This is a genomic window from Pseudolysobacter antarcticus (assembly GCF_004168365.1).
GTDB classification, from domain to species: Bacteria; Pseudomonadota; Gammaproteobacteria; order Xanthomonadales; family Rhodanobacteraceae; genus Pseudolysobacter; species Pseudolysobacter antarcticus.
In genome coordinates, this window is the sequence record NZ_CP035704.1 from 2,390,916 (window position 1) to 2,405,540 (window position 14,625).

Below are 14,625 nucleotides of genomic sequence, written 5' to 3' on the forward strand. Positions count from 1 at the left end.
TTAGCCGCTCCGGTCATACGTCTTTGCGTCGCAGCCCAGTGCCACCGACCACCGCACTACTGATCGTTGCCTCCACCGTGCGCGCTCCACTGGCCTGCGACCAACCGGAAGTGTTCCGGCGCGGTAGCCGCGAACGTGGTAGCGGCCGGGTTCCAAACCCAACGTTCGACGACGATGTTCGGTCGATTGATCCGGATCACATTGAATGAATTGGCTTCGCCACGCCCGCGCGTCGACGTGGCCGTACCGGCTTGGATGACGAGCGCCGCATGCCCGACAATTTCATAGCGCGCGGCGGTATTCCCGGTCTGACCGACATGCAGGTGGCCCGCGAGCAGGATATCGATCGCGCAATCAGCGAACGTTTCCATCGCCATCCGCGCCCTGCCGACCAAATCCCTGTCGCTGTGGCCTTCCGGCAAGTCCAGCGGATGGTGAGTGACGACGATCTTCGTCGCGCCAGCAGGTAGTCGCGAGAATTGTGCGCGTGCGCGTTCGAGTTGTGCTTCGCTGATACGCCCGCCCTTGATCGTCAGCGAGCGCGCGGTGTTGATACCGAGCACCGCGATCTCATCGTCGACAAAAAACGGTTCCAGATCGTCAGTGATGTAGTGCCGGTATTTTTGAAGCGGTTGAAGCAGGCGCTTGAGCACGTTGTGCAGTGGCACATCGTGGTTGCCGGGGACGACGATTCTGGGCGACGGCAGCGCATCGAGAAACTCCCGCGCCTGCCGAAATTGCGCGGATCGTGCGCGTTGGGTCAGATCGCCCGATACGGCGACAAGATCAGGTGCGATGCCGTTGATACGTTCGATCAATGGCCGAATCACGGCCGAATCCACGCGTCCGAAGTGAAGGTCCGACAAATGCACAATAGTGCGCATAGTGCGTTCCTAATCCTGTCAGGCGATTGATGCCGACTTGGCGCAAATAACGCGTAAAGCGCCAGGCCGAATTCGATACCGCAAGGGCGCATCCATCGCTGCTACTTCGCCGTCAGTGGCTACGAGCAATCGCTTGTGGTGGGTTTCTAAATCGATTGCTGTGGCGAACAACGCATCGAAGTCCCTGGATTCACGCAAGCACCCGAAGAGCGCGCGAACGGCCAACATCGACAGTCCGCTGCGACCGCCGCGATGCGGAAGATAGAGACTTAGCTGTCCGGCATCCAGTCGCTCGCGTTCACCAATGCGCAAACCGTTCATCTGATAGGCGTTGTTGCCGATGAAGATGATTGCGGTGCGCCTTTCGATTTCTTCTCCGTTCAAGCTCAGTCGAACGCGCAGAAACGCATGCCGGCGCAGCAAGGTTAGGGCGGCCCACAGGGCAGCGGCCCATTTACCCCGCCCGAGCTGTTCCTGCTGTGTGTCGCGACGGCGCACAAGGCTTGGATAGAGGCCCAGACTCGAATTGTTCAGGAAGATGTGCCCGTTGACTTCGCCTACGTCGACGGAAATGGCGTTTCCTGCAATCACGATGCGTGCCGCCGCCTCGACATCCAGCGGAAGGTGCAGTGCTTTGGCGAAATGATTGAGTGTGCCTAGCGGCAATACCCCGAGGGCGATGTTTGTACCCACGAGCTCAGCGGCAACCGCGTTGATCGTGCCATCACCTCCACCGGCGACAACGATGTCCGGCTGTTCGCGCACAGCAGCGCGCGCCAACGTTGCTAGCTCGGCACGGTTGCGCGCGAGGAGAACGCGCGCATCGACATCGTCCGGACGAAACACTTCCACCAAACGTTCCACGATCGCCTGCTTGCTAGCCGCACCTGCACTGGCGTTGATGATAGCGATCAAGCGGCGTGGCGCGCGGATTACCATCAGCAATGACCGCGAGCTGTGCGACGACGTACCGCGTCGACTGCAGCAAGACATACGCCTAGCCAGACAATGCCTTCGAGGAAGCCCGCAGCCACATCGGAAAGATAGTGCACACCGAGATAAATGCGACTGAGACAAATCCATGCGACAAGCAACGCCGCAGCGAAAATCGCGAGCAGGCTCACGCGCCAATCGCGAACCTGCCATATGACGATCGCCGCGAGCGTGCCGTAAAGAACGGTCGATCCCATCGCGTGTCCGCTCGGAAAACTATACGTGGCAAGCGTTTGTATCGGGTCGTCAAAGACAGGCCGATGCCGATGTATCAGCTGTTTGATGATGCCATTCAGTAGCGCACCACCGGGCACCGCGAGTACCAGCAATAACAGCTGATAGTGCGCCCGCAGGTAGAGCAGAACAGTCGCCACGACCGACGCGATCGCAATCACCGTGATCGGAGCGCCAAAGTCGCTGACGACGGCCATGACTGACGTCCAGCCGGGCGTCACACGGGAATGCAGCCATGCCGCGACATACAGGTCAAGCGTGCCAAGCGGTGCATCTTGATTCACGACGTCTTCGGTTATCGCACCGAACAGCCATGCGGCGGCGATCAGCGCAAACGCGCCCAGCGCAAGGCGCAGCGCGAATGTTCTTTGCGGCGACAACCGCATCATCATGGATGCGCGATCAATAAACAACGCTACGCTTCGTACTGTCTGTTTGGCACTCATATATCGCGGGTCATTCCGGATTGCGGCAGCAGGACGGTCGTACCGAAGCGGTCGGGATCCTGTTCTATTTCGGCGTCCAACTCATGCGGTAGAGAAATTCATTCAGCTCACATAGCTGCCTAAGTCGTGGACACGTCTCGTTTTGAGATGGCCAAGTAGGTGACTAAGCCGAGAATCGCGACTAGAAACACGGCATTAATCCCCATTGCGCCGAGATTCAGACCGCCAGCATCACGAGACTGCGATAGATAGTCGCCCAAGGACGCGCCAAGCGGACGGGTCAGAATGTAGGCAATCCAGAACGCCATTATTCCATCGAGCTTGAATCGGAAGTGGGCGATGGCGACGATTGCGATCAGAGCACCAAAAACCATCAACGACAAGAGGTATCCGACGCCGGACTTCTCAGCTACCAAGTCGCCCGAAGCCGTGCCCAAGGCAAACGTGAATAAGATGGCCAGCCAATAGAACGCCTCGCGCGCGACGGTATGAATGGTATGTATCGAGAGAGTATTCTCTCTTGCGTACCAAGCGGCGAAAGTCGCCATCAACGCGACGGCAAAGATTATCGTGGTGGTAACCAGGGAGATGCGGAAATTGTCCGTCAGGTTATCGGTGATCAGCGTACCGACAATGCTCAGCAAGACGACGGCAAGCCAATAAATTCCGGGAATGTATTTGCGAACCACAAATTGGAAAATGAGCGTGACCAGCAGAAAGCTGCCCATCACATAGGTCGTCTTGGTCAGACCCAAGCCTAGTCTATTGTTCAAAAAGTCAGCCGCTGTCTCGCCCACGGTCGTGCATAGGATTTTAATGATCCAAAAGTAGATTGTGACTTCGGGCACTTTATTGAGCATTTCGCGGCCAGGCGAAGTACGATTCGCCGCATCCGGGGGCGTCATCTCGCTTGTCATGTACGGTCTTTCCTTCTATTTTTGGTTGCGGATGACGGGAATTCGCCACGCCGCAAAATTACTCTTCGCGGCGATAATGAGCTTGGCAATTTCGTCGAGCTACCAGATAAGTGTTCCTTTTTTCGACACATGCGATCCCAAAGGCCGCTCTCGGTCGAAAATCAGGAGAAACCGAATAGCTCTCAACCGCGCTGGATCGCGCCAAATAGGAAGACAAGCTGCGATTGCAGTAAGTACTTTGCTGCGTAAATCTGGCGGCGTCAAAGCTATTTAGCGGCTCCGTCCTTCTTATCGGCCGCTGCTTCCTTCGCCTGGTCCTTCGGGGTTTCGACTTTTACACTGACGATCTTGCCAGTAATGGCGTCTACCTGTACTTCAGTGATGTTCTTCGATTTCGGCGTACTCAAGTCGTAGGACCAGATAAGTTTGCCCTTCTCTCTTTCCAATTCCGAGCCTTGGACGACAGCCTGAGGCACCCGTGCAAGTGCCGTGGCTCGTGCAGCAGATTCGGTGATCTTCGCTTCGGCCTGAAGCTGCTGTTGTGTTTCTTCCGCCATGGCGACGGAGGCCGACAGTCCAACGCAAAGGATCGCTGCCGTCATGTATGAATGCATTTTCATCAAGAAGTCTCCTGTCAGTAACGAATTCCAGTGTGGGCTTACCCCATGAAGGGGCCATGAATTTGATGTTCTTGCCGCGAACGGCCGGTTGGGCGCAGGCAAAACGCGGGTCCGGCTGACGGGTTGTGGCCGAGAGCAGCCGGTCGTCGGACGACCTGCGGGGCGGATTTGTTCACGCGCGGTATGGTGATCTACCACTACCGCAACTGCTGATCGTGCTGACCGGTACAGGGCGAGTCGGCCTATAAACTGCCAAAAATAGGCAACCTGTTGACCATTCGACAATTGCTTGGCAAAAACGTGCAACCCAACTGCCAAAATTCGGCAGTTGGGTTGCCGGAAAATGTTCAAGTGCTTGGCGATATGCAGCTATATTTTGAGCTGCTTTTTGATCAAAACTTCGTTGCTGCCTTCGGGTGAGAGGCGGCGCAGCTTTTCCTTGGCTAGTATGAGCGTGCCGGCGTAGAGGTTTCGAACCGACGAGAGCGCCCGTCGGGGATCCGTGGATTGATAGTCTTCGATACAGATTTGAATTGACGCGATGGCGTTGTCGGGCAAACTCACGAATTTGCCTTTCTATTTGGAGGCTGCATGCGCGATTCGTGCAAAAGAAATCCACACGGGCGGAATATGGCTGATCCGTCCGACGCGAGCGCTAGCGAATTTTTCCATAGTAAAGAAAATCCCCAAGCCTAATCGCCCGGGGACTATTCAGTGCGTCAACAGATTAACTGAACGCCTAGCCCTCACGGGTCAGCCGCTCTTTTTTATTTGCCCTCGATCGCACTCACCAGCGTGCGTCGGTGGGCGCTTTCCGGTAGGCGACGGACAACACGTCGCAGCATCTCTCCGTCCTGGCGTCCGCCCAGCGCGGTCACCAGCGCGTCCAGTTCGTTGATCCCGGGCATGGTGTCCAATGCCTCGCGCAAAACCCAACGCGCCTGCAGCTGCGCTTCTTTCGGCACCGACATCTCGTGCGCCAACGCCGTTACACACTGCAGTTGCATCCTCAGACGGCGCAATCGACGGCGGTAGCGATGTCGCGCGCCTTGCGTGACGTGTTGCTGGCACGCACGTTCGGCGCGTCGCACGCGCGCGGAACTCTGCCGGAGCAACAGCAAAACAGCTTCTGGCGTCAGCGCATCGCACGTCAGCGATGCGAAGGCTTTCTGCAGGGCGCGCGCGCGTGCGCGTCGTCGTTCGAACTCCGGGTCTGCCTTGAGCGTTGCTGAAGCGAGGTCGTCTCGGGTTTTTTTGAGCCGTTCGTGAACAAAACGCCAGGGCCGGCGACTGCCGTTCGCGTCATAGCCCTTCAGTCGCTTCGACGCCAACTGAACCAGCACATGCGCGTCGCGTAACTTGGACAAGCTGCGGCCCAAGCGTTGGGCCGTGTGATCGACTGCGGATGCCCGCGGGTCGTCAGCCGCCCCGCATAAGGCAAACGCTGCGCGAAACCGGCGAATGGCCTTGCGCGCCTCGTGAATGCTGCCATGCAATCGGATGCCGCGTCGACCCAGATAGTCATCCATCAGCACCAGTTGTTCTGCCGCGTGCGCTAGCAGCGCCAGTACCATAGCGGCTGGCTCATGGGTCATGGGTGTTTCGGATGGTTCGATCAATGCCATGCGTGCAACGGAGCCAAAATCGAGGGGCGATATTACCTCAGCGCGGGCAAACGATTGGGGCTTTGCCGCGCCTTACGACCGACAGCGACTGCGCACTGAAACCAGTATCGCCTTCGCACGTTACAACAATTTTTACGAAAGCGGCCCCGGTGGGGCGTCGCTGCTCGCGCTGGCGTGGCGCAAGCGGGAGATCGTGCTGTACACAATTCGGCAAAGGCTGCCTGTATGCGAAATTGCGGCGCATCGACTTGCCAAAGGTTAGGCATTACTGCGTGAGGTCGTCACCCAACTCCCGCACCGCGATCCATAAGACTAGCGAAAGGTGCTCGCTGTCTTGGCACGGACAGCAATGTGTCACATGCGCGGGGTAGAACGACATGCACCGCCGTGTGCACGTCAGGCGGGGTCTGAGTATCTTTTCATCTACCGGAGTCTTTGCCATGTCATCGCATACTGTCGCTGAGCATCACCAGAAAGCCGCCGAGCACCATACGCTGGCTGCCGAGCATCACCACGAAGCTGCCAAACACCACAGCGATGGCGCACACGAGAAAGCGGCGCACCACGCCCACCTCGGTCACAGCCATCACCTGCACGCCACGCACCATTCGCAGGAAGCGACCAAACAGTTCGGTCACGACCACCACGCGAAATAAAGGTCTGCGGACCACTGCGCGATCAATGTCGGTCGCGCAGTTTCACTCGCACTCCCGCGGCACAGCGCATACTTTCGGTTTTCCAGGTAACGGATCCTCCCCGGTGGCTATGCCGCACAGCAGTCCGCCTATTTCCATCAAGACCGGCACCATCACGGCGCTGCGTCTGTTCGATATTGCCTACTCGATCGATCTCGCGCAGGTCGAAGCGCTTTGGCTCGCGCATGCGCACTCGACCGTACGTCGCGGCAAACTAAGCACCACACCAGAAAAAGCCGTGTCCTTCGATGTGCCCCCGGTCACCTTGCCGTTAGAACCGTGCGAGTTGACACTCGATGGCAACCACTCGATCCGCGCGACGGTGAGCGCTCGCTGCTACGACTTTGGCGTCGTGGCTTTAGCGGTGCAGATTCCAGTGTCGGATATCGCATGGTCCGATTATGTGGAGCGCGTGCAAGCGATCGATCGAGCCATTGGACCCTCGACATCCACCGGCTTTTGGGAACGCCTGCTGCAACGCGTGCTAGGCGTTATTTCCCCGACGCTCGATCGTCCATCGAGCATCACGCTGGAAGAGGACTATTTGATCGTTACGGTGAAGGAGCTCAGCGAGCCATTGAGTGCGCGCGATTTGCAAGAGCGCATCGACTTGGTTCCGCTGCTTTCCGGCGAGTCCAGAACGCTGGCCGAGGCTGCACAACGCGATCTGTTGCGGCACAGCTACTCCTACTTCACTGATGATCTGGTCGTACTGACGTGGGATCGCGCATTCATCTATGAACCGCGCGGGGATTCGGACGTGGCCGATGTGCTGGAGGTCGCGAACGCCCAACTTCTGGAGCTGCGTTACTACGACGAGCTGCTCGACGCTGAGTTGCCGCACATGTACGACCGCGTCGAAGAAACGCGACGCACCTTGTCCTTGTTCGCCGCGCGTCGATTCGCCCACTTGGCGAGCCGGCTGTACACGCTGGTCGCCGAAGTGACCGAGTTGACTGAGAAGGTCGACAACGCGCTGCAGGTGACTGAAGACGTGTATCTCGCGCGAATCTACACCGCGGCGCTGTCGTTGTACCGCGTGCCGATACTGGCGGCCGCCGTCGACCGGAAACTCGCCATCATTCGCGATACGTACGCCGCTCTCTACGACGAGGCGCTGAACAGCCGTGCCACGCTGATGGAACTGGCCATCATCGTCCTGATCGTCATCGAAATCGTGCTGGGCCTGCTGCGACTGTAATGGGGTTGGTTTGGCGATGGCGTATCTGAATCATATGCCCGAAGTGCTTACGATTCGCGGGGCAGTCCACCTCATTTATCACTATGGCAAGGGAAACGGGGGCTGGAAGGCGGTATGGTTTACCGTCGTGATCCCCGCGCAGATCGCCGCAACCCTCATCGGTCTGGGCGAATTCCCCTTCTCTGTGCAATGTAGAAACCACCTGCGCTTAAAACAAGACCTAGCATCAGCAGACCCCATAAGTTAAGCGCTGGTATTTGCGCCACCACCAGCGGCGCGCTGACGGTCAGCGTGCTGGTCGCCGGCGTGGTGTTGGAGCCGGCATTAGTACTTGTCACGCCGCCCGCGGGAATCGTGTTGGTGTAGGCCCCGAGTGTTGCTGCAGTTACCGTCACCGTCACCGTGCAGCTGCCATTAGCGGCAGTCGTGCCGCCGGCCATGCTCACAGAACCGGTCGTCTGCGCAGGCGTCCCCGGTGCACAGTTGGTTGCGACCGTGCTGGCGACCGTGGTGACCCCCGCCGGCAAGTTGTCAATCAGCGTCACGCCCGTAATCGGTATCGCATTCGAGTTGCTCACCGTAATCGTCAACATGCTGGTGCCATTCACCGCGATCGTCGCCGGGCTGAACGACTTGGCAACGGTCGGCGGCACGAGCGCAACTGCATTGACAGTCAGCGTACTGCTGGTCGGCGTCGTGTTCGAGCCTGCATTCGTGCTCGTGACACCGCCTGCGAGAATCGTGTTTGTGTAAGCGCCCGGGGTCGCTGAGGTCACGCTAACCGTCACTGTGCAGTTGCCGCTGGCGGGAATCGTGGCACCGGCCAGACTCACGGCACCGGCCGTTTGCGAAACCACGCCCGGTGCGCAGGTTGTCGCCGCCGTGCCGGCGACGGTGGTTACGTTCGCGGGTAAAGTATCGGCGAACGCAACACCGGTGATGGCCGTCGTCGCATTCGGGTTGGTCAACGTGATCGTCAACGTGCTGGTACCGTTCACGGAAATAGTGATGGGATTGAACGCCTTCACGACCACCGGCGGCCCAAGCACGGTCAGCGTCGCGGAGGTTGGTGTCGTGTTCGAACCGGCATTGGTCGTCGTCACGTCACCTGCAGCAATGGTGTTGTTGTAAACCCCACCGATCGCCGAGGTGACATTCACCGTCACCATGCAGCTACCGTTGGCTGGGATGGTGCCACCAGCCAGAGTCAGGGAACCCGCTGCTTGGGAGGCCACGCCCGGTGCGCAGGTTGTCGCCGCCGTCGCCGCGATCGTGGTGACGTTGGCCGGTAGCGTGTCGGTAAAAGCAGCGCCGGTGATGGCCGTCGCGGTATTCGGGTTCGTCAGCGTGATCGTCAGCGTACTCGTGCCGTTGACCGGAATAGTCGCTGGATTGAACGTCTTGGCCACAGCGGGCGGCAACAGCGCGCTGACCGTCAACGTTGCACTGGTCGGTGTAGTGTTTGAGCCGGCATTTGTAGTCGTCACACCGCCTGCAGGAATCGTATTGGTGTATACGCCGGCCTGAGTTGAAGTCACCGTCACTGTCACCGTGCAGTTGCCGCTGGCGGGGATGGTGGCACCGGCCAGACTCAGGGAGCCAGGAGCTTGCGAAGCAGTGCCCGGCGCGCAGGTCGTCGCTGCCGTACTGGCGAGGGTTGTCACGTTCGCCGGCAACGTATCCGTGAACGCGGCGCCGGTGATTGGGATCGTGTTTGTATTGGTGACGACAATCGTCAGCGTGCTCGTTCCACCCACGGCAATCGTGGTGGGATTAAAGGATTTGGCCACCGTCGGCGGACCAATCACATCGATACTCGCCGAGGCTGTGCCGCCATTGCCGCCTTCGGTCGAGGTCACATTGCCGGTGGTGTTGTTCTGCATTCCCACGGCGGTGCCGGTGACGTTGATCGAGAACGTGCAACTGGCGCTCGCTATCAGCGTGGCGCCCGACAGGCTCACACTGCCTGATCCGGCTATAGCCGTGATCGTGCCACCGCCACAGGAACCGCTCAATCCACTCGGTGTGGCAATGGTCAGCCCTGCCGGCAACGTGTCGGTGACGCCGACACCGCTCAGCGAGCTGGTTGTGTTCGGATTGACGATCGTGAAGCTCAAGCTGGTTGAGCCGTTCAACGCGATGCTCGCTGCACCAAACGACTTGATGATGGTCGGCGGCGCCAACACGGTGATGCTGGCATTCGAGGTGTTGCCAGTACCGCCTTCCGTCGAGGTCACGGTCACGCTGTTGTTTTTTACACCGGCCGTGGTTCCCTGAACATTCACGGTGATCGTACAGTTCGCGTTTGCCGGCAAAGTTCCGCCTGCCAGGCTGACCGCGCCGGAACCTGCGACTGCCGTGATCGCTCCGCCACACGTGTTGCTCGCGCCGTTCGGCGTCGCTATCACCAGACCCGCTGGCAGAGTGTCGGTGAAGGCCAAGCCAGTCAGCGCCAAACCTGTATTAGGATTGCCCACGGTGAAATTCAGCGACGTTGCGCCGTTCAGCGCAATGGAGGGGGCGCCGAATGCCTTGATGATCGTCGGCGGTATGACGACAGCAAGATTCGCCGTCCCGGTGTTGCCCGTACCGCCGTTGGTTGAACTCACGTTACCGGTGACATTGGTGTATTGGCCGCCCGCCGTCCCTGTTACGGTCACGCTGAACTGGCACGGGCTGCCGATCGCGATGTTTGCGCCCACCAGAGTGATGCCGGTCGGCGCCGTCTTGGTTAACGTGCCGCCGCAGACCGTCACCGAACCGCTGGCCAGCGTCAGCCCCACCGGCAAGGTGTCATTGAATGCCACGCCCGTCAGCGCCACGGTATTGGCCACGGGATTGATAATGGTGAACGTCAGCGATGTCGTGCCGTTGAGCGCGATCGTCACCGGATTGAACGCCTTGGCGATCACCGGTGGGGCAACGACCGCCACGCTCGCCGAGGCCGTCCCACCATTGCCGCCTTCCGTCGAGGTCACATTGCCCGTGGTGTTGTTCTGATTGCCCGCAGCGATACCGGTGACATTGATAGAAAATGTGCAGCTGGCGTTCGCCGCCAGCGTCGCACTGGACAAGGTCACATTGCCCGATCCAGCCACCGCAGTGATCGTGCCGCCGCCACACGAGCCGGTGAGGCCATTCGGCGTGGCGACCACGAGGCCAGCCGGCACGTTGTCGGTGACACCGACGCCGCTAAGCGTGTTGCCGGCATTCGGATTGGTGATGGTAAAGCTCAGACTGGTCGAACCATTTAGCGGGATGCTTGCCGCGCCGAACGCCTTGCTGATGGTCGGCGGCAGCAACACCAGAGTCGTCGCACTGCCGCAGCTGGTCGTCGGTGTACAGCTGGCGCCTGGCGCCGGTGGGTTCGTGTTGCCGCTCGGATCGACCGAGGCGAAGTTCGTGATCGATCCTGCAATAGCGGCGGTTGCGTTCAACGTGAAGCTGGCGGTTCCACTGGCCGAGCCTGCGGCAAGCGGGGCGCTCAGCGTCACGGTGCAGCTCAGCGTAGCGCCGGCCGCGCTCGGCAAGGTGCCGCAGTTCACGCCGCTCACGCCCGTGCCCGGCGCCACGCTGTTGGCGATGACGCCAGCCGGCAGAACGTCCGTTACCGTCACGACGGTGCCGCTGCCAAGTGCGCCGCTATTTCCCAGACCAAGGGTGTAATTGAACGCAGAACCTAGGGCTGCCGTGGCCGGTCCGGATTTGCTCAGGGTGATGTTCGCCGGATTTATCACCAGCGTTATGGGTACGGGCGAAGATTGCTGGTAAGTCCACAGATCTAGCGCCTTGGCATCGCCGAATCCCGCGGTAGCGGCGCAATCTGTATTCAAATTGCCGTTGCCCGGCCAGTGGCGATAAAACACACCGGCCACTTGCGCACTTGAATCCACACCAAGCAACGCATGATCTGGTGTAGGTGGCACTGGCGGATTGGCTGGGCACAGCAATCCGTTCAGAGCGCCGATCAGGGTGCCGCCACGGGTAATATAACCGCGGTCGTCGTAGTAAACCGTTGCGTCGCCGACAGGGCTGCCATTGAGCTTGGTAACGACCGGGCCGCCGTTTGCATTGCCTTCCGAGTCGATGATCGGAAAATGAATTTCACCATTGCGACCGACGATCTGGACGTTGAATGTGCCATTGGGAAACGCCGAGCCATCGTTGGCCAGCCCATTCCACGGCACGCTGTTGCCGCCATTGGGCGCCAGACCCGTCAGGGTAGCATTGAGCGGATTGGCGGGATCGTAATCCACACCTGCACTGATCACGATCTGGTAGGACGTGTCGTTCGCGGCGGTAAACGTGAACGTGCCGCCGCCGCCAACATAGGTCTGGTTGCCACTTTGCAGCCCGGTGAACTGCGGGCTGTTGATGGTCGGTGCAGGCGGCGACAACGGAATCCCCAGCGCGCCCAACACGGCCGCCGCTGGCACGGCGTTCGCGCCTGCGGGATCGATGCTATTAAAAAACACAGGGGTCTGCGGCCCTTGCGCGCTCAGCTCGGCGATGAACTGGCCGCTACCGGGCGTTATCTGAGCGTTGCCACCACGGATGTCCTTGTACAACGGCTGGCCGTTATCAAAAAATCCCGACTGGTTGCCCCACAGCGCGTAGCCGTTCGGATCCAACCCCTGCATGGTCTGTTGATAGCGTTGTCCGTCAGGCGTCGCGTAGTAGAGCGTATGAAACACGGGCCGGCTATTACCACCGGTGAAGGCGATGAAGCCGTAGGTGAACGTGCGCGCATTGATGTCGGTAGTAGAAGTTGCACCCGCTCGCACCGCGACTTCCCACGCAGCAACGGTATTGTTGCCGATGTGCAAAGTCCCCACCGAACCGGTGGGGCCGCCGCCGCCGGCAGTGGCGACGCTGAAGCGCACGCCATAAATCCCGGCACTCGGCGCTTTGTACGCGCAGGGCCCGTAACCGCCGACTACGGTAGTGGAATTGTCGGCGCTGTTGGGCCCCGCCAATTCGTTGACGCGCGCGGCAATCTGGCCGAGTGTCCCACCGGAAAAACTGCCCGTCGGTGGCACGGCGGCACTACAGGTGAAATCAGCAGCGCCCGGAATCGTCTCGTTGCCCTTGGTGCCAAAGGCCTGCGGGTTGTAAACAAAAACATCACCACCATTGGCGCGATTACTCGATCCCAGCAGGATGTACTCGCCCGCATTTGCGTAGACATACAAAAACTGCTGCCGTGCGGTGACGCCGGCGTAAGGCACTGCAGCCGTGAAGTCCATATCGGCGCGGAAACCCGCACCTGGATAGCTGGCGGGATACAGCGAGCGACTTCCTTCGGCAAAGCCCACGCTCGCGATGCAGGACAGCACCAACCCGACCACCAGGCTGTGGAAACTGGACACAACGCTATTTTTTGCCCAGCAACGACCGCGGCTTACACCGATCAGATTATGCATGTACTTCCCCCTGAAAAGACTAAACGCCTGACTAATGCGCCATTGGATTTCTTTGTCCCTAATTACGCCCTGACCAAGTTCATGTCAACCGACCATCGCCGCGCAAGCTGAACGAATGGCCATTCGTCGTTGAAGAAAACCCATGCGACAAATCGAAATTCCGCCAAGCATTTAGGACCGAGTCGATTCCATAGTCGGCGCACCGTCCTATACCACATGTCCATACGTGGCCTCGCCAAGAGATCCTCCACGCTACTTCGCGACAGCGGATGTGTGATTTCCTGCTAGGCTATTCTTGCCTATCCCCCACCAGTGTAAAATAAGCCGAAAAATACTTTTAAGTCGGTATATTACATACATAATTTAGGTAAAATCCGATTCCACTATCTGAGTCACCACGTTCGCCCACTGCGCGGAATCCCCAAACACCGCCGCAGTGGCGTCAAGGGCAGTTTCAGTCTCTACAGCTTCTATCGCCAGCTCGTGCGTATCAATACGTCGGGCATGATGCTGGAACAACTTCAAAGTCATTCCGAAAGATGATATCGCTCGCGTTCAGCACGGTCACCGTGAGCGCCGTTGAACCGCTGGGGGATTGTTGCTGTCGCTACTATAGTTCGCCGTGAAGATGTAGCGATCCGGGGTGATCATGTTTTTGATGCAATTTGCGACGGTCTAGCGAAAAAAACCTAATGGAATCAATACTAGCGGCGGGCAGTCATTTTCGCGGCGTATTGCTTTTGATGCAATTTGTGACGGTCTAGACTGCGCGCTCGTAAATTGGCTGAACACCCAGCATACCGACCCAGTTCGGCAGCTCGCCGGCCGGGTCAAACGGCATGAGTTCAACGGCGACCTGAAGGCCTTCGCATTTGGGTTGTAGTTTTGTCGTTATGGCTCGCCCGGCGCGCTCCGTATTCGCCGGCGTGACTCCAACGGCAATGAGTAACGCTCCCTTCTCGATGGCGTCCGGCGGAAACATCTCCACCAAGTACGCCGACTCGATGTAGGGGAGCTGTGCAAATAGTTGCCTTAGCCACTCTTCCATCCAATCAGGTGCGCGCACGGGCTGTCTGAAAGCCATCGTTATGGGCTCTTGAAGCGTTTCGACATCGATGTGTGCCACCACTCCCGTTTCGAGGAGTTCTCGGATCTCCTCCGGGTAGAGAGTCACGGCATCACGATTCGGATTGATTATTAGCGTGGCGCCAAGCGTGAGTTCGAACAGGTCTCGCCCCGGCATGACCAACACTTTGTGAAGGCCTTGCGCTGCTGCGTGGGATTGGGCCGCGTCGGTGAAAACAGGAAGCAACTCCTGCCCCGTATCGGGATGTGGAAATTGAATCAGGCGAAGTCGACCCGAGTCGTCGGAAAGCGGCGTATGGGCGTAGAGATTGGCGTCCAATAGCGCGCGAAAAAACGGGACTTCATCGCGGTGCTCAATGGCACGCAGCCGCAATCTTTCCAGCTCATCCAAAGAAATTTTGGCGGGCGGGATGTCCGAGCCCGTCAATGGCGAATCGACATAGATGCGTTCATTTTTCATGACGCCGATCGTACCCTAGCCGTGATGATCTCAAGAAACGA

The 14,625-nt window shown here is 58.9% G+C and carries 12 protein-coding genes; 2 read left to right on the top strand and 10 right to left on the bottom strand.

The features are described 5' to 3' along the window. Window positions 1-56: 56 nt before the first annotated feature. The 7 genes from ELE36_RS10160 to ELE36_RS10190 all read right to left on the bottom strand — a co-directional run bounded on the left by ELE36_RS10160 (window position 57) and on the right by ELE36_RS10190 (window position 5,689). Window positions 57-884: a metallophosphoesterase family protein gene (locus ELE36_RS10160; protein ID WP_129832980.1), complete on the bottom strand. Its 828-nt coding sequence runs from the start codon at window positions 882-884 to the stop codon at window positions 57-59. Window positions 885-902: 18 nt separating this feature from the next. Further along, window positions 903-1,799: a diacylglycerol/lipid kinase family protein gene (locus ELE36_RS10165; RefSeq protein WP_207215741.1), complete on the bottom strand. Its 897-nt coding sequence runs from the start codon at window positions 1,797-1,799 to the stop codon at window positions 903-905. 23 nt (window positions 1,800-1,822) lie between these two features. Then, window positions 1,823-2,503, bottom strand: a complete 681-nt coding sequence (locus tag ELE36_RS10170; RefSeq protein ID WP_165371556.1) for a phosphatase PAP2 family protein — start codon at window positions 2,501-2,503, stop codon at window positions 1,823-1,825. A 173-nt stretch (window positions 2,504-2,676) separates the two neighbouring features. Beyond that, window positions 2,677-3,474: a COG4705 family protein gene (locus ELE36_RS10175; protein WP_207215742.1), complete on the bottom strand. Its 798-nt coding sequence runs from the start codon at window positions 3,472-3,474 to the stop codon at window positions 2,677-2,679. Between the two features lie 266 nt (window positions 3,475-3,740). After that, on the bottom strand, window positions 3,741-4,094 hold the full coding sequence (locus tag ELE36_RS10180) for a PepSY domain-containing protein (protein WP_129832986.1): 354 nt from the start codon (window positions 4,092-4,094) through the stop codon (window positions 3,741-3,743). A 369-nt stretch (window positions 4,095-4,463) separates the two neighbouring features. Further along, window positions 4,464-4,658 (bottom strand): hypothetical protein, encoded by a 195-nt coding sequence (locus ELE36_RS10185; RefSeq protein WP_129832988.1) that lies wholly within the window; start codon window positions 4,656-4,658, stop codon window positions 4,464-4,466. Between the two features lie 203 nt (window positions 4,659-4,861). After that, window positions 4,862-5,689: a CHAD domain-containing protein gene (locus ELE36_RS10190; protein ID WP_165371557.1), complete on the bottom strand. Its 828-nt coding sequence runs from the start codon at window positions 5,687-5,689 to the stop codon at window positions 4,862-4,864. On the opposite strand from ELE36_RS10190, the gene ELE36_RS10195 reads away from it, so the two are divergent. After that, window positions 5,688-5,981 carry a hypothetical protein gene (locus tag ELE36_RS10195; RefSeq protein ID WP_165371558.1) on the top strand — a complete coding sequence of 98 codons (294 nt, stop codon included), beginning with the start codon at window positions 5,688-5,690 and terminating at the stop codon, window positions 5,979-5,981. The two genes, ELE36_RS10190 and ELE36_RS10195, sit on opposite strands and share 2 nt — an antisense overlap. 181 nt (window positions 5,982-6,162) lie before the next feature. Here the strand turns inward: ELE36_RS10195 and ELE36_RS20340 are convergent, their stop codons facing one another. After that, complete coding sequence (locus ELE36_RS20340; protein WP_165371559.1) at window positions 6,163-6,357, bottom strand: hypothetical protein; 195 nt, start codon at window positions 6,355-6,357, stop codon at window positions 6,163-6,165. A 43-nt stretch (window positions 6,358-6,400) separates the two neighbouring features. Between ELE36_RS20340 and ELE36_RS10205 the strand changes: the two genes are divergently transcribed. After that, entirely contained in the window at window positions 6,401-7,615 is a 1,215-nt protein-coding gene (locus tag ELE36_RS10205; RefSeq protein WP_242512230.1) for a hypothetical protein, read from the top strand. 155 nt (window positions 7,616-7,770) lie between these two features. Here ELE36_RS10205 and ELE36_RS10210 read toward each other — a convergent pair whose 3' ends face one another. Further along, window positions 7,771-13,038, bottom strand: a complete 5,268-nt coding sequence (locus ELE36_RS10210) for a beta strand repeat-containing protein (protein WP_129832996.1) — start codon at window positions 13,036-13,038, stop codon at window positions 7,771-7,773. Between the two features lie 760 nt (window positions 13,039-13,798). Continuing rightward, window positions 13,799-14,584, bottom strand: a complete 786-nt coding sequence (locus ELE36_RS10215) for an enhanced serine sensitivity protein SseB C-terminal domain-containing protein (protein WP_129832998.1) — start codon at window positions 14,582-14,584, stop codon at window positions 13,799-13,801. Between the last annotated feature and the right edge of the window lie 41 nt (window positions 14,585-14,625).

What these genes read in the sequence shown, in the direction of transcription:
- ELE36_RS10160 (WP_129832980.1), bottom strand. Translation starts at nt 884, where the DNA reads ATGCGCACTATTGTGCATTTGTCGGACCTTCACTTCGGACGCGTGGAT.
- ELE36_RS10170 (WP_165371556.1), bottom strand. Translation starts at nt 2,503, where the DNA reads ATGATGATGCGGTTGTCGCCGCAAAGAACATTCGCGCTGCGCCTTGCG.
- ELE36_RS10175 (WP_207215742.1), bottom strand. Translation starts at nt 3,474, where the DNA reads ATGACAAGCGAGATGACGCCCCCGGATGCGGCGAATCGTACTTCGCCT.
- ELE36_RS10180 (WP_129832986.1), bottom strand. Translation starts at nt 4,094, where the DNA reads ATGAAAATGCATTCATACATGACGGCAGCGATCCTTTGCGTTGGACTG.
- ELE36_RS10195 (WP_165371558.1), top strand. Translation starts at nt 5,688, where the DNA reads ATGGGTGTTTCGGATGGTTCGATCAATGCCATGCGTGCAACGGAGCCA.
- ELE36_RS10190 (WP_165371557.1), bottom strand. Translation starts at nt 5,689, where the DNA reads ATGACCCATGAGCCAGCCGCTATGGTACTGGCGCTGCTAGCGCACGCG.
- ELE36_RS10205 (WP_242512230.1), top strand. Translation starts at nt 6,401, where the DNA reads ATGTCGGTCGCGCAGTTTCACTCGCACTCCCGCGGCACAGCGCATACT.
- ELE36_RS10210 (WP_129832996.1), bottom strand. Translation starts at nt 13,038, where the DNA reads ATGCATAATCTGATCGGTGTAAGCCGCGGTCGTTGCTGGGCAAAAAAT.
- ELE36_RS10215 (WP_129832998.1), bottom strand. Translation starts at nt 14,584, where the DNA reads ATGAAAAATGAACGCATCTATGTCGATTCGCCATTGACGGGCTCGGAC.